The organism is Streptomyces sp. DF42 (assembly GCF_058267695.1).
In genome coordinates, this window is record NZ_CM177859.1 from 5,542,486 (window position 1) to 5,559,881 (window position 17,396).

A 17,396-nucleotide genomic window follows, 5' to 3' on the forward strand; every position below is an offset into this window, starting at 1 on the left:
CGTGCTCGCGCTTTCCGAGTCGTACGCCCTTTTTGTTCCTGTTTGTTGGCAAATGCGCACGTCCGGCACGCCAATGGGGAGTTCTCCCACTATTGTGCTGAGGTGTGCCTCGCCCATTGGGAGAACTCGAAGACGCGGTCATGACGCGGGTGTGGAAGTGGAACCGCCCGGTGACCGTTCGAGAAGTCCTGGAAGACCTTCAGCAGGAACGGTCCATCGCCTACACCACGGTGATGACCGTTTTGGACAATCTCCATCAGAAGGGCTGGGTCCGCCGAGAGGCCGAAGGCCGGGCCTATCGATATGAGGCCGTCTCCACCAGGGCCGCCTACGCGGCTGCTCTGATGAACGACGCCTGGTCGCAGAGCGACAACCCCGCCGCCGCTCTCGTCGCCTTCTTCGGGATGATGAGCGAGGAACAGCGACAGGCCCTCAGCGACGCCGTACGCATGGTCCAAGGGCCCGAAACCTCCGAAGCGGCCTCGGATACCGGCGGCGAAACCGCCCGTGAGAACCCCGGGTCGGCGCAGGAGCGCGACGGGCGATAGCGTCCGCACATGTCAGCAGAGAGTCCCGAAGGCCCCGAAGGCCCCGAAGTCAGCGCTAAAGCCATCACTGTCCGGAGGGCCCGCACCAGCGATGTCCCGGCCGTGCGCCGTCTCCTTGACACGTACGTCCGCGGCAGCATCCTGCTCGACAAAGCAACGGTGACGCTTTACGAGGACATCCAGGAGTTCTGGATCGCCGAACGGGACGACAACGCCGAGGTGGTCGGCTGCGGCGCGCTGCACGTGATGTGGGAAGACCTCGCGGAAGTCCGTACTCTCGCCGTGAAGCCCGGCATGCAGGGCGCCGGTGTCGGACACCAGCTGCTGCAGAAGTTGCTGCACACCGCGCGCTGGCTGGGCGTTCGGCGCGTTTTCTGTCTCACCTTCGAAGTGGACTTCTTCGCCAAGCACGGCTTCGTCGAGATCGGCGAGACGCCCGTCGACACCGATGTCTACGCGGAGCTACTGCGTTCCTATGACGAGGGCGTAGCGGAGTTCCTGGGTCTCGAACGGGTGAAACCGAACACCTTGGGCAACAGCCGGATGCTTCTGCATCTGTGATCACCGATCACCGCGGTGTATTCCGCCGGCGTGCCCAGGTTCCCTATGTCCGAAACGCGTATGTTTCCGGACGGGATGGGCCGTCCGTCTCCCGCTTGGTTCGCAGCGATGCCACGGCCGCTCTCTCGGCTCGCATCTCAGTCAGCTCTCAGTCCGTCTCTCAGCCGGTCTCTCAGCCGGTCTCTCCGAGGGGTTTGTGTTTTTCCCCCAAAAGCGGTTTGCTTTCCGACGTACTGCAGTACTGCATATAACAGGGGACGGCGAAACGGCGGACGCCGCAGGCCCCCGGCCCTCAAGTTATCGATGAAAGGAAATCCGGTGGCACAGAAGGTTCAGGTCCTTCTTGTCGATGACCTCGACGGCGGCGAGGCGGACGAGACCGTCACGTTCGCGTTGGACGGCAAGACTTACGAGATCGATCTCACGACGGCCAATGCGGACAAGCTCCGTGGCCTTCTCGACGCTTACGTGAAGGGTGGTCGTCGTACCGGAGGCCGTGCTTCGGGCGGACGCGGAAAGGCGCGCGCCGCTTCCAGCGGCAGCCAGGACACCGCGCAGATCCGCGCGTGGGCGAAGGAGAACGGTTACGAGGTCAACGACCGCGGCCGTGTTCCCGCGTCCATCCGCGAGGCCTACGAGAAGGCCAACGCCTGACCGATGGCCTACGGCAGGGCCAAGGGCTCGGCGCACACGCGCCGCAGCCGTAGCCGGTGGCAATGCGTGGCCACCGTGTCCACAAGTCGTACCAGGTCGGGGGCGCCCCCACCGCCCCCCATGGCCGACAGCGCCGGCAGCGAGGCCTCGACCTCGCACCCCGGCTCGGGGGGTCGCAGCCACACGGCGGCCCCCTGCAGGGTGCCCGGGCGCCCCAGCCGGGGCAGCAGCGGCGCATCCATGACGCCGCCTTCGCCGGTCGCGGTCAGATCGAGCGTGAGCGCGCCCCATTCCAGCCAGGCCAGCAGCCCCGGCAGTTCGTCGGCGCTCCCCGTCGCCACCAGCAGCCGCATCCGGTCACCCTGCACGGCCACCGGCGACGCCGGCGCGAGATGGCGCAGGCCCGCGCGGCCCGCCTCAGCCGGCACGTCCAGGACGTCGAAGCGGTCGCCCACGCGAAGCCGTAGCGGAGCTCCGGGGCGATCAGCCCGCGCGGGCACGGTCGCCCAGCCCAGTTCGTTCTCGTACCAACGGCGGGCCCGACCGACCGGATCCACGGGATCCACCGGGTCGAGCGGCCGACGGGGGAGCGGGACAATGGAGAGGCTGCCAACCATGCCAAGCGCAACCGCCGGAAAGGCCCGCGAGTTACGCTGAGTGTTCTGTCGGATGCGCAGAGTGCCGGAAATAAGGGCGCGCGGGGGTGTGGGGTGGCGCAAGGTTGTTCGCCCGTAGCGGAGGGAACCGGTGCGCACGGCATGGAGTGTCAGTCCCAGCGGGTAAGACATCCCTAGTGGGAGGGGGCGACACGCAGGACAGGGCGTCTCACGTTCGCCATCGGCGTACTGATGGTGAGGGTAACCACCTGGCCTGCGGGAACATCGTCTCGCACCATCGGGTTGGAGCAGATGTCGGCGTTCGGGGTCAGGAGGCAGTGTTGGTTCTCGGTCCGGTGTCGGCAGTTGGAATGAGCGGTCCCCGCTTGCGGGACTAAGCTGCGGAAGGACAGAGAGGGGAAGTTCCCCCCACTGCCTGACCGCTCTGAGGAGCGATTAACGATGTTCGAGAGGTTCACCGACCGCGCGCGGCGGGTTGTCGTCCTGGCTCAGGAAGAAGCCCGGATGCTCAACCACAACTACATCGGCACCGAGCACATCCTCCTGGGCCTGATCCACGAGGGTGAGGGTGTCGCCGCCAAGGCCCTTGAGAGCCTCGGGATTTCGCTCGAGGCGGTCCGCCAGCAGGTGGAGGAGATCATCGGCCAGGGCCAGCAGGCCCCGTCCGGGCACATCCCCTTCACCCCCCGTGCCAAGAAGGTCCTGGAGCTGTCGCTCCGCGAGGCCCTCCAGCTCGGCCACAACTACATCGGCACGGAGCACATCCTGCTCGGCCTGATCCGTGAGGGCGAGGGCGTCGCCGCCCAGGTCCTGGTCAAGCTGGGTGCCGATCTCAACCGGGTGCGGCAGCAGGTCATCCAGCTGCTCTCCGGTTACCAGGGCAAGGAGACCGCCGGCGCCAGTGGCGGCCCTGCCGAGGGCACCCCCTCGACGTCCCTGGTCCTCGACCAGTTCGGCCGGAACCTCACCCAGGCCGCTCGTGAGTCCAAGCTCGACCCGGTCATCGGGCGCGAGAAGGAGATCGAGCGGGTCATGCAGGTGCTGTCCCGCCGTACCAAGAACAACCCGGTCCTGATCGGTGAGCCCGGCGTCGGCAAGACCGCCGTCGTCGAAGGCCTCGCCCAGGCCATCGTCAAGGGCGAGGTGCCCGAGACCCTCAAGGACAAGCACCTCTACACCCTGGACCTCGGCGCGCTGGTCGCCGGCTCCCGCTACCGCGGTGACTTCGAGGAGCGCCTGAAGAAGGTCCTCAAGGAGATCCGCACCCGCGGCGACATCATCCTGTTCATCGACGAGCTGCACACGCTGGTCGGTGCGGGTGCCGCCGAGGGCGCCATCGACGCCGCTTCGATCCTGAAGCCGATGCTGGCCCGCGGTGAGCTGCAGACCATCGGCGCCACCACGCTGGACGAGTACCGCAAGCACCTGGAGAAGGACGCCGCCCTCGAGCGCCGTTTCCAGCCCATCCAGGTCGCCGAGCCGTCCCTGCCGCACACGATCGAGATCCTCAAGGGTCTGCGTGACCGGTACGAGGCCCACCACCGCGTCTCCATCACGGACGAGGCGCTGGTCCAGGCCGCCACCCTGGCCGACCGGTACATCTCGGACCGCTTCCTGCCGGACAAGGCGATCGACCTGATCGACGAGGCCGGTTCCCGGATGCGCATCCGCCGGATGACCGCGCCGCCGGACCTGCGGGAGTTCGACGAGAAGATCGCGGGCGTGCGCCGCGACAAGGAGTCCGCGATCGACTCGCAGGACTTCGAGAAGGCCGCCTCCCTCCGCGACAAGGAGAAGCAGCTCCTGGCCGCCAAGGCCAAGCGGGAGAAGGAGTGGAAGGCCGGCGACATGGACGTCGTCGCCGAGGTCGACGGCGAGCTGATCGCCGAGGTCCTCGCGACGGCCACCGGCATCCCGGTCTTCAAGCTGACCGAGGAGGAGTCCTCGCGTCTGCTGCGCATGGAGGACGAGCTCCACAAGCGGGTCATCGGCCAGGTCGACGCCGTCAAGGCGCTGTCGAAGGCGATCCGTCGTACGCGTGCGGGCCTCAAGGACCCGAAGCGTCCCGGTGGTTCGTTCATCTTCGCCGGCCCGTCCGGTGTCGGTAAGACCGAGCTCTCCAAGGCCCTCGCCGAGTTCCTCTTCGGTGACGAGGACGCGCTGATCTCCCTCGACATGTCGGAGTTCAGCGAGAAGCACACGGTGTCGCGCCTCTTCGGTTCGCCCCCCGGATACGTGGGCTACGAAGAGGGCGGCCAGCTGACCGAGAAGGTGCGCCGCAAGCCGTTCTCCGTCGTGCTGTTCGACGAGGTCGAGAAGGCCCACCCGGACATCTTCAACTCGCTGCTGCAGATCCTGGAGGACGGTCGTCTGACCGACTCCCAGGGCCGGGTCGTGGACTTCAAGAACACGGTCATCATCATGACGACCAACCTCGGCACCCGGGACATCTCCAAGGGCTTCAACCTGGGCTTCGCGGCCGCGGGTGACACCAAGTCCAACTACGAGCGCATGAAGAACAAGGTCTCGGACGAGCTCAAGCAGCACTTCCGCCCCGAGTTCCTCAACCGCGTCGACGACGTGGTCGTCTTCCCGCAGCTGACCCAGGCCGACATCCTCTCGATCGTCGACCTGATGGTGGCGAAGGTGGACGAGCGCCTCAAGGACCGGGACATGGGCATCGAGCTCTCCCAGTCCGCCAAGGAGCTGCTGTCCACCAAGGGTTACGACCAGGTGCTGGGTGCGCGTCCGCTGCGTCGCACCATCCAGCGCGAGATCGAGGACACGCTGTCGGAGAAGATCCTCTTCGGCGAGCTGCGTCCCGGTCACATCGTGGTCGTCGACACCGAGGGCGAGGGCGAGGCCCAGACCTTCACCTTCCGCGGCGAGGAGAAGTCGGCGCTGCCCGACGCCCCGCCGATCGAGCAGGCCGCGGGTGGGGCAGGACCCAACCTGAGCAAGGAGGCGTGACCCTGCGGGGTTGAGCCGACGAAGAGGGCCGGTGCCGTTGGGCACCGGCCCTCTTCGCATGGTCAGAGGAAGCAGGGGTGGGGGAGGTCCGTCGTTCCCGTGACTCCCGAGACGGAGGGAGCCCACCCGGCGGTCAGGACAACTGGCCGTCGTAGTCCGGGAGTTTGAAGGCCTTCTCGGCGTGCCCGCCCGACAGGTCGGTGGCGCTGTTGCCGACGTTCGCGATGATCGTGTAGCCCTTGTTCTCGATGTCGACGCGCTGGGCGGTCTTGTAGGTGGCGACGTCCTTGAACAGGTCGAACAGGCCGCGGACGTAGAGGCCGGAGACGTCGTAGCCGTCGTGCTCCAGGTTCCACTCGGTGGGCGGGTAGATGATGCCGGGGCGGGCGGTGACGAAGAACAGGGAGACGCCGTGCGCCTGGGCGTACTCGGCCAGGTTCAGGACGGGCTTGTTGGCCGGCTGCGGGAAGCTGAAGCCGAAGTCGGTCTCCAGCGTGGTGTTGTCGATGTCGAAGACGATCGCCTGCTTCTCGCCCGGCCTGGCCGCGGCGATGCGCTGCTTCAGGTAGGGCAGGGCCTGGTCCATCACCGTCTGGCAGTCCTTCTGCCAGGTCGCGTGGTCGACGTCTTCGGTGCTCGCCGCCGCGTTGGCGGGGGCGGCCAGTGCCATGAGGGCGGAAGCGGAGACTGCGGTGACCGCTGCGCGGCGCGCCCAGGGGCGTCGGCTTGTCATGGGTGGGGGTCCTCTCGCGTCAATATGCCGTTGTCTGGTGCATGTTCGGTGGCGAGGGTGGCGCGAGGGGAACCGTAGGGTTACCGAAGGGTAGGTGACCAGAGATGTGCGTCACACAACGGCGTGGACCTTGATGGCCGGGGGGCTTCAAGTCCCGTGGTGGCTCTGGCCGTTCGGCCGGCCGACGGGCGTGAGTGGCGGCCACCGCGGACCGGACGGGACGCGAGCCCGGTGTCATGGCCGGCGGGTCCATGCGGCCTTCCCCCGGGCCTCGTTGAGGGGGCGGCAGGGGTAGTCCCGGTCACATTGCGGAGGATGTGGATCTTGCCGTCCGGTGACATGCCGCACAGGCGATTTGTCCGTTACTAGGGCGGATAGTGGGAGCTCCAATGCGGGCAAAAAGGACTTTTGGCTTGGAGCCTCGGGGGCGGTTTTGTCGTCGTGGGGTGGATTGGTTCCGGGTCTGTCCCTGATGGGCGTTGTGTCAAGAAGTGGGAAGTTTTGCGATGAAGTACTAGCTTCCGTCGTAGATCGCGGGTTTTGGGCTCCGTGGGTCTCGGGGTTACCAAGGGATGGTCCACCCGACGGCCGCCTGTGCGCCGGGTGGTTCTTCTGTCCCCGTCTTCCCGAGGTTTCTATGTCTTCGCGTCTCACGTCCCGTTCCTCCCGTACGTCCCAGCTCCGCACCCGCGCAGCCGTCCTGGCCGCCGGCCTGGGAGTGTCGGTCGTGCTGGGCGCCGGGGTCGCGGCCGCCGCCGACGCCACCTCCGCCTCCAGCGCCACCTCCGCCTCCAGCGCCGCGAGCGCCGTCGAGGCGCAGGCCGCCGCGCAGGCCAAGGCCGCCAAGGCCGCCGCGAGCGCGAAGGTGAAGGAGCAGGCGGCCGCGAAGAAGAAGGCCGCTGCCAAGAAGGCCGCCCTGGCCAAGAAGGCCGCTGCCAAGAGGGCCGCCGCGGCCAAGAAGGCTGTCTCCTGGGTGCACCCGGTGAAGAAGTACAAGCTGTCCGCGAAGTTCAACCAGGCCGGCGGCATGTGGCAGTCCACCCACAGTGGGCAGGACTTCGCCGTGTCCAGCGGCACGGACGTCGTCGCCGCCCACGGCGGCACGGTCGTCAAGACCGGCGGGAACGGCGCAGGCGACGGCCCCGCGTACGGCAACGCCATCGTCATCAGGCACGGCAACGGCACCTACTCGCAGTACGCCCACCTGTCGCGGATCGACGTCAGGGTCGGCCAGGTCGTCGCCACCGGCCAGCACATAGCCCGGTCCGGCAACACGGGCAACTCCAGCGGCCCGCACCTGCACTTCGAGATCCGTAAGACCCCGAACTTCGGCTCGGCCGTCGACCCGGTCGCCTTCCTGCGCGCCAAGGGCCTGTCCCTCTAGGACGGGCGCGTCGGGGACGGGTGCGAGGCCTGGTGTGCCTGAGTCACCAGGTCCGTGGCGACTTCGAGGACCGCCTTGCGCTTGTCCTCGGGGTCGCCCTCGATGTCGTTGAGGACGAACATCCCGGCGTGCAGCGTGAACATCGCGCTGACGCAGCGGACCTGGTCGATCAGTTCCGCCTGAGGGTCGATGAGGATGTCGCGCATGCCCATCATGCGGCTGCGGAACGTCTCGCCGATGCTCAGTTCCTTCACCGTCCCCTGGTTCTCCTGCATGAAGCGGAAGAGCGGGGTCGCGCCCGCGAGGGCGTCGCTGTAGCGGCGGATGATCTCGTGCTTGGTCTCCAGCGTCTGCGGCTGGTTTCCGCCCCACTCGATCAGTTCCACGATCGGCTGTGAGAGGTCCTCGAAGATGCTGACGAGGATCTCTTCCTTCGTCTTGAAGTGGTAGTAGAGCGCCGCCTTGGTGACGTCGAGGCGCTCGGCGATCTCGCGCAACGACGTCTTCTCGTAGCCCTGCTCGGCGAAGAGTTCGAGCGCGACGTCCTGGATGCGCTGGCGGGTGTCTCCGCGGCGCTGCTGCTTGGTGCCGTCCATGGTGCCGCCCATCCTTGCACTCCCGAGAAACTTACTTGACGCCCGGCTAGTTACGGGTCTACCTTCCCAGTGTAGTCAACTAGCCGGGCGGCAAGTAAGTAGCTGGCCGGGGGGAACGCCCAGGGAGTGGGGACGATGGCGGACACGCAGACAGTCGAGACGAAGCCCGAGAAACAACCGAAGAGCGTGCGCGTGGTGCTGCTCGCGCTCATGATCACCATGATGCTCGCGATGCTCGACAACATGATCGTGGGCACGGCGATGCCGACGATCGTGGGCGAGCTCGGCGGACTCGAGCACCTGGCGTGGGTGGTGACGGCGTACACGCTGGCCACCGCGGCGTCCACCCCGGTCTGGGGCAAGCTCGGTGACATGTACGGCCGCAAGGCCACCTTCATGACCTCGATCGTGATCTTCCTGATCGGCTCCGCGCTCAGCGGCATGGCCCAGAACATGGGCGAGCTGATCGGCTTCCGGGCCGTGCAGGGTCTCGGCGCCGGCGGCCTGATGGTCGGCGTCATGGCGATCATCGGCGACCTGATTCCGCCGCGGGAGCGCGGCAAGTACCAGGGCATGATGGCCGGCGTCATGGCGCTCGCGATGATCGGCGGCCCGTTGGTCGGCGGCACCATCACCGACAACTGGGGCTGGCGCTGGTCCTTCTACATCAACCTGCCGCTCGGCGTGGTCTCCCTCGCTCTCATCAGCGTCGTACTGCACCTGCCGAAGAAGCGCTCCCAGGCGGGCATCGACTACCTCGGCGTCGTGCTGCTGACCGTGGGCATCACCTCCATCGTGCTCGTCACCACCTGGGGCGGCTCGCAGTACGCCTGGACGTCCGCGCGGATCATGGAGCTCATCGGCATCGGTGTGGCCGCGCTGATCGGGTTCGTGTTCTGGCAGACCAAGGCGGCGGAGCCGGTCGTGCCGCTGCACATCTTCCGCAGCCGCAACTTCACGCTGATGTCGGTCATCGGCTTCATCACCGGCTTCGTGATGTTCGGCGCGACGCTGTTCCTGCCGCTGTACCAGCAGTCCGTGCAGGGTGCCTCCGCGACCAACTCCGGGCTGCTGCTCCTGCCGATGCTCGGCGCGATGCTGGTCACCTCGATGGTGGCCGGACGGGTGACCACCAACACCGGCAAGTACAAGGCGTTCCCGATCGTCGGCAGCGTCCTGATGATCGTCGGGCTGTACCTGCTGTCCACGATGGACACCGGGACCTCGCGGTTCATGTCCGGTGTGTTCATGGCGGTCGTCGGGCTCGGCATGGGCTGCCTGATGCAGATCACCATGCTGGTCGCGCAGAACAGCGTCGAGATGAAGGACATGGGCGTCGCGTCCTCGTCGACCACCCTGTTCCGTACGCTCGGCTCCTCCTTCGGAGTCGCGATCATGGGCGCCCTGTTCAACAACCGCGTCCAGGACGTCATGACCGAGCGGGCCGGGGCACTGGGCGCGAAGATCACCGAGAAGTCGGCCTCGCTGGACGCGAAGAGCCTGGAGAAGCTGCCGACGGCGGTGCGCGAGGCGTACCAGCACGCGGTGTCCGCGGGCACCCACTCGGCCTTCCTGCTCGGCGCGATCGTCGCGGTCGTCGCGCTGGTGGCGGCGGTCTTCGTGAAGGAGGTCGCGCTGCGCGGGACGGGACCGAAGCCGGAGGAGGGTCCGGCGGACGGCGCGGCAGTGCAGCCGCCGGTGGTCGAGGCCGTCTGACCGCACAGTGAGCCGAAGGCCCCCGGCAGGTGTCCGCCCCGGGGGCCTTCGTCATGCCTGACCCGGCCCGGGGGTCGTTGCCAGTGCCCCGTGCCACCATCGGACTCATGGTCACGATGCGGCAGTTGCGGCTGGCCAAGGACGCCATGGACCGCGACTGGGCCGATCCGGAGCTGGACCTGGGCGCGGTGGCCGCGCACGCCGGATACTCGCGCCACCACTTCCTACGGGCCTTCAAGGCGGCGTACGACGAGACGCCCGGCCGGTATCTGACGCACCGCCGGGGTCACGATGTACCTCAGCCCGGAGGCGATCCGGGCGACCTTTCGGCTCGTCGCGGCCCTCGCTGAGGGCTCGACGCTGGTCACGACCTTCCTGCGGCCGATCGAGGACGTCGAGCCGGACCAACGCGCCCAGCTCAGGGTCGCGATGGAGGGCACCCGAAGCGCCGGTACGCCCTTCCTCAGCTTCTACCGGCCGCCGCAGCTCCTCGCCCTCGCCCGTGAGGCCGGCTTCCGAGAGGTCCGGCACGTGTCGGCGGCGGATCTGGAGAAGCGGTACTTCGCGGGCCGGGCGGACGGTCTGAGGCCTTCCCGGGGGGAGGAGCTGCTGGTGGGGGACCTGTGAGGGACAGAGCTGGGGCTGCGGCTAGGGCAGCATCTGATAGCTGCCCGTGTTCGTCGGTGCGTGCTCCGGCAGCCACAGCACCGCCACCGCGCCCTCGGCCGGTACGTCGTCGGGGGCACCCGCCGGGCGCACGTTGCGGAAGGTCAGGCGGGCGCCCATCACGCGGGCCTGGCCGGCGGCGATGGTGAGACCCAGACCGTGCCCCCGTCCCGCGCGGTCCGCGGCGCCCGTACGGAACCGGCTCGGGCCCTCGGCGAGGAGGTCGGCGGGGAAGCCGGGGCCGTGGTCGCGCACCCGGATGACCCGGCCCTCGACCGTGACCTGGATCGGCGGCTTGGCGTGCCGGGCGGCATTGGCGAGCAGGTTGAGCAGCACCCGCTCCAGACGCCGGGGATCGGTCGTGACCATCGACTCGTGCACCACCCGCACCTCGACGGCCGGGTCCTTGGCCGCCACCCGCCGCGTCACGAACTCGCCGAGCAGGATGTCCTGCAGCTCGGCCCGCTCGGACGCGCTGTCGAGGCGGGCCACCTCCAGGACGTCCTCGACGAGGGTGCGCATGGCCTTCGCGCGGTCCAGGACCAGCTCGGTCGGGCGGCCGGGCGGAAGCAGTTCGGCCGCCGTCAGCAGCCCGGTCACCGGGGTGCGCAGCTCGTGCGCGATGTCGGCGGTGACCCGGCGCTCGGCCTCCAGCCGCTTCTGCAGCGTGTCGGCCATGGCGTCCACCGCGCGCGCCAGGTCGTCGGTCTCGTCCCGTACGACCCCGCCGATCGCGTCCCGCACCCGCACGTCCGACTCGCCTCCGGCGACCTGGTTCGCCGCGGCCGCCGCCTTGCGCAGCCGCCGCGAGAGCTGACCGCCGATGAGCACGCCCAGCGCGCTGCCGCCCAGGACGACCGCGATGGAGCCGATCACCAGGGCCTGGTCGAGGTCCTTGAGGATGTCCGTGCTGCGGTCGGTGAACTCCGTGTGCAGCGAGAGGACGTGCCCGTCCTTGACCGGCACGGCGGCCCAGATGTCCGGCACCCCGTCGTGCCGGTCGGTGACGTACGTCGCCCGCCGGCCCTCCTCGACCTTCGCCCGCAGCGCAGGCGGCAGCCGAGGGTCGTCGATCTTGACGTTCGGGAAGTTCGGCCGGTTGGACAGCTCGTAGGTGCGCTGCGCGATCTTGATGCGCTCGTCCGCGAGGTCGCGCGCGTTGTCCAGCATCGAGACCCGCGCCGCGTTGTGCACGACGAGGCTCAGTGCGACCGCCACCAGGGCGCCGACCAGCGCGATCGCCGCGCTGAGCTTCCACCTGAGGCCCGTACGAATGCCCGTACCGCCCGCGTCGTCCGCAGTGGCCGGGCTCCAGAAAGTCCCCCGCATGTCCCTGATGTCCCCGCTCAGGCCTTCAACTTGTAGCCGAAGCCGCGGACCGTCTCGATCCGGTCCTGGCCGATCTTCGTACGCAGTCGCTGCACATGGACGTCCACCACGCGCGTGTCCCCGCCCCAGCCGTAGTCCCACACCCGCTCCAGCAGCTTGTCGCGCGACAGGACCGTGCCCGGCGCCGAGGAGAACTCCAGCAGGAGCCGCATCTCGGTCGGCGTCAGCCCGACCGGCTGCCCGGCCCGGCGCACCTCCATGCCCTCGGTGTCGATCTCCAGGTCGCCGAAGCTCAGCACACCGCCGGCCATCTCGGAGCCGGCCTCGTCCGTCCTGTCGCCGCCGCCCGCGTGGCCGAAGCGCCGCAGCACCGCCCGGATGCGCGCGACCAGCACGGCACCGTCGAACGGCTTGGTCACGTAGTCGTCGGCGCCCGCCTCCAGGCCCAGCACCACGTCGATCGAGTCGGCCCGCGCCGACAGCATGATCACCGGCACGGTCGAGTCGTCGCGGATACGGCGGCACAGACTGACCCCGTCGAGGCCGGGCACCATGACGTCGAGCAGCGCGATGTCGGGGCGGTTCGCCCGGAACGCCTCCAGGCCCGTGATCCCGTCGGGCATCGCCGTGACCGCGAAGCCGTCCCGCTCCAGGGCGAGCTGGGTGGCCTCACGGATGACATCGTCGTCCTCGACGAACAGGACGTGGGTCTGGTCTGCCATCCCGGTGCTCTCAGTCCTCGTGGTCTCGTGGTCTCGTGGTCAAGGTGTTCACGTGCGGGTCGCGGTGTACGTACCGCTGATGAGGGATCGATCCGAGTGGTCCGATCGGTTCACGACGAAGGCGACGCGTTGCTTCCGACGGCGTTGCTGTAGTCGTTGTGCGTCCGGTACTCCTCGGTGAAGCGGCCCAGGTTCCAGCGATACGTGAGCACGTTCTCACCGGACGGACTCGACACCGGGTCACCCTTCTCGTACACCTGCTTGGTCACCACCAGATCGCCGCGGTCTATCTCCGTGTAGACCGGGGGTTCCTCGACCTTGAACACATTCTCGTACCGACCGCCTTCCTCGCGATACACATACGAGCCGACCCCCACAGCATCACCGCAGGTCAGTACATTCACCACGACGTCGTCCGCCGACCCGGAGGTCAGGTCGCCGTACGACACGTCGACCGGGTACTCGTCAGCGACGCACGGCTTCAGATCCCGCTTGACCTCCGCCGAGACCGACGGGTCGTCCTTGACGAGACTGACCGCGTCCGCCCGGGCCATGGTCTTCGGGGCGCTGGGCGCGGGTGAGGGCAGGGCGCCCGCCACCGAGGCGGCGCCCGCCCCCGTGTCCGTGTGCGCGGGGCCCTCGTCACGCGCGCCGGTGCCGCCGGTGGCGCACGCGGAGACGAAAAGGGCGAGGGCGGCGAGCACGGCCACTGCCGTGAACGCCGCCTGCAAGGTCCCTCGGCCCGAGTCCGTCAGACCGCGCAACGCTCCCGCTCCCCACGCTCCAGCGCGCGTGCGTCCAGATCGCGGCTCTCCAGCTCCTCACGGAGCCGGGCGAGCGCCCGGTGCAGCGTGCTCTTGACCGTTCCGGCCGACATGCCGAGTGCGGCGGCCGTCTCCTCCGTTGACATCTGCTCCCAGTGTCGCAGGACAACCACGCTGCGCTGCTTCGGTGCGAGAACTTTCATGATGTCCATGAGCAGAGCCCGGTCCGCGTGCTGCTCGGTGGAGTCGTCGACCGAGGCGTCCGGCAGCTGCTCGGTCGGGACCTCCTCCAGCTTCCGCGCCCGCCACCACTCGGTCCGCGTGTTGATCATCACGCGTCGCAGGTAGGCGTCGGCGAGCCGCTTGTCCGCGATGCCCTCCCAGCGGCCGTACGTGCGGACCAGCGCCGTCTGGAGCAGGTCCTGTGCGTCCACCGGGTCCGGGACCAGTCGGCGGGCACTGCGCAACAGCGCGTCCTGCCGGGTGCGGACATACTCCTCGAACTCGAGCACCTCGCCCTGCGCCATGTCGAACCGCCTCCCGATCCCCGTTCCCGGCCGGCCTGTTCGCCGTCGGTCTCTTCCGTAGCCGTCCCGGTCCACCGGGTACGCAGATGAAGCTACGGAGGTGTTGTCACGGCGTTGTCCGAAGCAACGCTCGGCTGGCAATCGGCTGTCCGTCGGTTGTGTAACGGACGTAGGAACGGGGTAAACGCGTGCACCGAATCGCGTTGGTATAGGGCGATTTGGTAGGGCGATGCAGGGTGAGGTGCCGTGATGTTACGAGCGGTTACGTCAACGGCAGCCGATACAAACCACCGGGAAGGGGCTCCACGAGTCCGTCCGAGACGAGCCCGTCGAGCGCCCGCGCGCGCTGCACCGGTTCGTGCCACACCCGGTCCAGGACCGTGTGCGGCACGGGTGCATGGGCCTCGCGCAGTACGGCGAGCAGCTTGCCGCGCACCTGCCGGTCCGTCCCCGCGTACGTCTGCCCGCGTCGCGGCGGCCCCGTGTGCTCGGGCTTGCCCGCCAGCCGCCACGCGCACTGCGCGGCGATGGGACAGCGGTGGCATGTCTCGTTCTTGGCGGTGCAGATCAGCGCGCCGAGTTCCATGGAGGCGGCGGCCCATCGGGCGGCGGTCGGCTCGTCCTCGGGCAACAGGGCGCGGGCGAGCTTGCGTTCGGCGGCGGTGGTGGCGTTCGGCGGGTACTGGACGCCGGTGACCGCACGCGCGAAGACCCGGCGGACGTTCGTGTCGAGCACCGCGTGCCGCTGCCCGTACGCGAACGAGGCGACCGCCGCGGCCGTGTACTCGCCGATACCGGGCAGCGCGAGGAGCTGGGCGTGGTCGGTGGGTACGTCCCCGCCGTGCCGCTCCGTTATGGCTACGGCGGCGCCGTGCAGCCTCAGGGCGCGGCGCGGGTAGCCGAGCCGGCCCCAGGCGCGGACCGCCTCGCCGGGGGCCTCCTCGGCCAGGTCGGCGGGGCGTGGCCAGCGGGCCAGCCACTGCTCGTACACGGGCAGCACGCGGCTCACCGGTGTCTGCTGCAGCATGAACTCGCTGACCATCACGCCCCAGGGGCCGGCTTCCGGGAGCCGCCACGGAAGGTCACGGGCGTGTTCGTCGAACCAGTCGATGACGGGGGAGTGCAGGTCCTCGCCGAGAGGGGAGCCCGCGAGGGCGTCGGCAGCGTCGTCGGCGGGGCTGCCGTGCGGGGGCTTCGTTGGCGCAGTCATGGCCTACCGATCCTGCCACGGCGCCGGGCGGTTGGGCGGTCGTCGAGCGTGCGGTGCGTCGTGCGGGCCGGCACGTCCCGCGAACCGGGATGATGATCCGGAAAAGTTGACGCACTGGCGGCGGGTGGGGCAGGCGCACGGGCCGATCTCTCGTACAGTTTGCGCCGTGGGATCTATGCGCAATCCTGTCGGGCCGCTTCCCTCCACCATCTACTGGCGCCGGAGGGCCGTACTCGTGTCTGTGTGCGCCTTGTTGGCGCTGCTGATCACGTGGATCGTCACGTCGGGCGGCGGCGGCAAGAAGGACAACGGCGGCTCCAGCAACAAGAATCCCTCCCCCTCGACGATCACGCCCGGGCCCTCGGGTTCGGGGCCGGCGATCAGCCAGGCGCCGGGCGGGCGGAACGAGTCGAGCGGCGGCGGCTCCAGCGGGGCCGATTCCGGGGGCAGTTCGGGGTCCGGTGGTTCGGGGGGTTCTGGCTCCGGTTCCGGGACCGGTGGTTCCGAGGGCGCGGGTGGCGGGGCGGCCGTTGGCGGCCCCAGCATCGGGGTCGGCAGAGACGACACGGTCGCGACGGGTTCCACACTGCCCAACTGCACCGCGAGCGGCGTGGAGTTGACCGTCCGCAGCCTCCGCAACACCTACTCGCCCGGCCAGACGCCCACCCTGCTGCTGACCGCCACGAACTCCTCCGCCGGCGACTGCAAGGTCGATCTCGGGCCGAAGAGCGCGGTGTTGACGATCACCGAGGCCGGCAGTGACGACGACTACTGGTCCTCGGCCGACTGCCCCGAGGGCTCCGGCAGCCTGGTGTTCCGGGCGCCGGCGCGCAGCAGCATCACGTACACCCTGAAGTGGGACCGCAAGCCGAGCGCTCCCGGGTGCGCGACGCCCCCGGCGGGATCGGCCGCGGCCGGCACGTACCTGGTGGAGGCGACGGCTGCGGGGTTCGCGAAGGCGCAGACGTCGTTCCTGATCAAGGCGGACTGAGTGCCTTCCCCGGACGTTTCCCGGACAGGGCACCGCTCAGGCGCACCGCTCGTCCGCACCTCTCAGGCGTACGTCTGAGGCGCATCTCGCAGACGTACCTGTCAGACGTACCGCTCCAGGATCGAGGACTCCGCCTCGGACGCACCTGGCAGGCGTACGTCTGAAGTGCACCGCTCAGGTGTACCGCTCGGACGCCCCTCTCAGGCGTAGGTCCGAGGCGCATCTCGCAGACGTACCTGTCAGACGTACCGCTCCAGGATCGAGGACTCCGCCAGCCTGGACAGCCCCTCGCGCACGCTCCGGGCGCGTGCCTCGCCGACGCCGTCGACGGTCTGCAGGTCGTCGACGCTCGCGGCGAGCAGCTTCTGCAGTCCGCCGAAGTGCTCCACAAGACGGTCGATGATGGCGCCCGGCAGACGCGGCACCTTGGCCAGCAGGCGGAAGCCGCGCGGCGAGACCGCCGAGTCCAGGGTTTCCGGAGCGCCGGTGTATCCCAGCGCCCTTGCCACCGTGGGCAGTTCGAGGAGCTCGGCGTGGGCGAGGGCGTTGAGTTCGTAGAGCGCCTCGTCGACCGTGCGCGAGCGCTTGGCCGTGGGCTCGGGGACGTAGTCCCGGACCACCAGCTCACGCTCGGGCTCCACGCCGGCGATCAACTCGTCGAGCTGCAGGGCCAGCAGACGCCCGTCGGTGCCCAGTTCGACCACGTATTCGGCGATTTCGGTGGCGATGCGACGCACCATCTCCAGGCGCTGCGCCACCGCCGACACATCGCGGACCGTCACCAGGTCCTCGATCTCCAGCGCCGACAGCGTGCCCGCGACCTCGTCCAGGCGGAGCTTGTAGCGCTCCAGGGTCGCCAGGGCCTGGTTGGCCCGGGACAGGATCGCCGCGGAGTCCTCCAGGACGCGGCGCTGGCCGTCGACGTAGAGGGCGATCAGGCGCATCGACTGGGAGACGGAGACGACCGGGAAGCCGACCTGCTTCGAGACGCGGTCCGCCGTGCGGTGCCGGGTGCCGGTCTCCTCGGTCGGGATCGTCGCGTCGGGCAGGAACTGCACGCCCGCCCGCAGGATCTTCGACAGGTCCGAGGACAGCACGATGCCGCCGTCGAGCTTGCACAGCTCGCGCAGGCGCGTGGCCGTGAACTCGACGTCGAGCACGAAACCGCCCGTGCACATGGTTTCGACGGTCTTGTCGAAGCCGAGCACGATGAGTCCGCCGGTGTTGCCGCGGAGTACGCGCTCAAGGCCGTCGCGCAGGCCGGTACCGGGAGCCACGGCGCTCAGCGAGGCGCGCATCAGGCCATCGGCACCGGAACTCCCACCGGACTTTCCGGGAGCTGCTGCCCGGTCGTTGGCTGCCACTGCACTCCTCCGGTCGCGTTTCTGGGACGCCCCCGTTTCGCACA

General features: G+C 68.9%; 17 protein-coding genes and 1 pseudogene. 9 read left to right on the plus strand and 9 right to left on the minus strand.

Annotation, left to right across the window (positions count from 1 at the left end; translation table 11 throughout):
- Nucleotides 1–140: 140 nt before the first annotated feature.
- The 3 genes from ACYUED_RS25360 (at nucleotide 141) to ACYUED_RS25370 (ending at nucleotide 1,763) form a co-directional block, all read left to right on the plus strand.
- On the plus strand, nucleotides 141–548 hold the full coding sequence (locus ACYUED_RS25360) for a BlaI/MecI/CopY family transcriptional regulator (RefSeq protein ID WP_491294430.1): 408 nt from the start codon (nucleotides 141–143) through the stop codon (nucleotides 546–548).
- Nucleotides 549–557: 9 nt separating this feature from the next.
- A complete protein-coding gene (locus tag ACYUED_RS25365; RefSeq protein ID WP_491285318.1) occupies nucleotides 558–1,109 on the plus strand; it encodes an amino-acid N-acetyltransferase in 552 nt (183 codons plus the stop codon).
- 318 nt (nucleotides 1,110–1,427) lie between these two features.
- A complete protein-coding gene (locus ACYUED_RS25370) occupies nucleotides 1,428–1,763 on the plus strand; it encodes a histone-like nucleoid-structuring protein Lsr2 (protein WP_491285320.1) in 336 nt (111 codons plus the stop codon).
- An 8-nt stretch (nucleotides 1,764–1,771) separates the two neighbouring features.
- On the opposite strand, the gene ACYUED_RS25375 is transcribed toward ACYUED_RS25370, so the two are convergent.
- Entirely contained in the window at nucleotides 1,772–2,380 is a 609-nt protein-coding gene (locus ACYUED_RS25375) for an SCO3374 family protein (RefSeq protein WP_491285322.1), read from the minus strand.
- Nucleotides 2,381–2,821: 441 nt separating this feature from the next.
- Between ACYUED_RS25375 and ACYUED_RS25380 the strand changes: the two genes are divergently transcribed.
- Nucleotides 2,822–5,350, plus strand: a complete 2,529-nt coding sequence (locus ACYUED_RS25380; protein WP_491285324.1) for an ATP-dependent Clp protease ATP-binding subunit — start codon at nucleotides 2,822–2,824, stop codon at nucleotides 5,348–5,350.
- 133 nt (nucleotides 5,351–5,483) lie between these two features.
- Here ACYUED_RS25380 and ACYUED_RS25385 read toward each other — a convergent pair whose 3' ends face one another.
- Nucleotides 5,484–6,083 (minus strand): HAD family acid phosphatase, encoded by a 600-nt coding sequence (locus ACYUED_RS25385; RefSeq protein WP_491285326.1) that lies wholly within the window; start codon nucleotides 6,081–6,083, stop codon nucleotides 5,484–5,486.
- Nucleotides 6,084–6,720: 637 nt separating this feature from the next.
- Here ACYUED_RS25385 and ACYUED_RS25390 point away from each other — a divergent pair.
- Nucleotides 6,721–7,467: a M23 family metallopeptidase gene (locus ACYUED_RS25390; RefSeq protein WP_491285327.1), complete on the plus strand. Its 747-nt coding sequence runs from the start codon at nucleotides 6,721–6,723 to the stop codon at nucleotides 7,465–7,467.
- Here the strand turns inward: ACYUED_RS25390 and ACYUED_RS25395 are convergent.
- The gene (locus ACYUED_RS25395; protein ID WP_491285329.1) at nucleotides 7,464–8,075 is read right to left on the minus strand and encodes a TetR/AcrR family transcriptional regulator; all 612 of its coding nucleotides are present in this window, start codon (nucleotides 8,073–8,075) and stop codon (nucleotides 7,464–7,466) included. The genes ACYUED_RS25390 and ACYUED_RS25395 overlap by 4 nt on opposite strands.
- A gap of 123 nt (nucleotides 8,076–8,198) precedes the next feature.
- On the opposite strand from ACYUED_RS25395, the gene ACYUED_RS25400 reads away from it, so the two are divergent.
- From ACYUED_RS25400 to ACYUED_RS25410, 3 genes and pseudogenes are all read left to right on the plus strand, one after another.
- Nucleotides 8,199–9,779 (plus strand): MDR family MFS transporter, encoded by a 1,581-nt coding sequence (locus tag ACYUED_RS25400; RefSeq protein ID WP_491285331.1) that lies wholly within the window; start codon nucleotides 8,199–8,201, stop codon nucleotides 9,777–9,779.
- A gap of 116 nt (nucleotides 9,780–9,895) precedes the next feature.
- Nucleotides 9,896–10,063 (plus strand): annotated as a pseudogene (locus ACYUED_RS25405) (helix-turn-helix transcriptional regulator); the annotation flags it as partial.
- A 7-nt stretch (nucleotides 10,064–10,070) separates the two neighbouring features.
- A complete protein-coding gene (locus ACYUED_RS25410) occupies nucleotides 10,071–10,406 on the plus strand; it encodes a hypothetical protein (protein WP_491285333.1) in 336 nt (111 codons plus the stop codon).
- A gap of 21 nt (nucleotides 10,407–10,427) precedes the next feature.
- Here the strand turns inward: ACYUED_RS25410 and cseC are convergent, their stop codons facing one another.
- From cseC to ACYUED_RS25435, 5 genes are all read right to left on the minus strand, one after another.
- Complete coding sequence (cseC, locus tag ACYUED_RS25415; protein ID WP_491294432.1) at nucleotides 10,428–11,903, minus strand: two-component system sensor histidine kinase CseC; 1,476 nt, start codon at nucleotides 11,901–11,903, stop codon at nucleotides 10,428–10,430.
- A complete protein-coding gene (gene cseB / locus ACYUED_RS25420) occupies nucleotides 11,792–12,496 on the minus strand; it encodes a two-component system response regulator CseB (RefSeq protein ID WP_491285335.1) in 705 nt (234 codons plus the stop codon). The genes cseC and cseB overlap by 112 nt, the downstream gene beginning before the upstream one ends.
- Before the next feature lie 110 nt (nucleotides 12,497–12,606).
- The gene (locus ACYUED_RS25425; RefSeq protein WP_491285337.1) at nucleotides 12,607–13,260 is read right to left on the minus strand and encodes a hypothetical protein; all 654 of its coding nucleotides are present in this window, start codon (nucleotides 13,258–13,260) and stop codon (nucleotides 12,607–12,609) included.
- Nucleotides 13,248–13,787 (minus strand): SigE family RNA polymerase sigma factor, encoded by a 540-nt coding sequence (locus ACYUED_RS25430; RefSeq protein ID WP_388841938.1) that lies wholly within the window; start codon nucleotides 13,785–13,787, stop codon nucleotides 13,248–13,250. Before ACYUED_RS25430 ends, ACYUED_RS25425 begins: the two co-directional genes overlap by 13 nt.
- A 262-nt stretch (nucleotides 13,788–14,049) precedes the next feature.
- Nucleotides 14,050–14,997, minus strand: coding sequence for an HhH-GPD family protein (locus ACYUED_RS25435; RefSeq protein ID WP_491285339.1), 948 nt, complete (start codon nucleotides 14,995–14,997; stop codon nucleotides 14,050–14,052).
- Between the two features lie 166 nt (nucleotides 14,998–15,163).
- Between ACYUED_RS25435 and ACYUED_RS25440 the strand changes: the two genes are divergently transcribed.
- Nucleotides 15,164–15,988, plus strand: coding sequence for a hypothetical protein (locus tag ACYUED_RS25440; RefSeq protein WP_491285341.1), 825 nt, complete (start codon nucleotides 15,164–15,166; stop codon nucleotides 15,986–15,988).
- 239 nt (nucleotides 15,989–16,227) lie between these two features.
- Here the strand turns inward: ACYUED_RS25440 and disA are convergent, their stop codons facing one another.
- Nucleotides 16,228–17,352, minus strand: a complete 1,125-nt coding sequence (gene disA, locus ACYUED_RS25445; protein ID WP_266519052.1) for a DNA integrity scanning diadenylate cyclase DisA — start codon at nucleotides 17,350–17,352, stop codon at nucleotides 16,228–16,230.
- Nucleotides 17,353–17,396 lie beyond the last annotated feature (44 nt).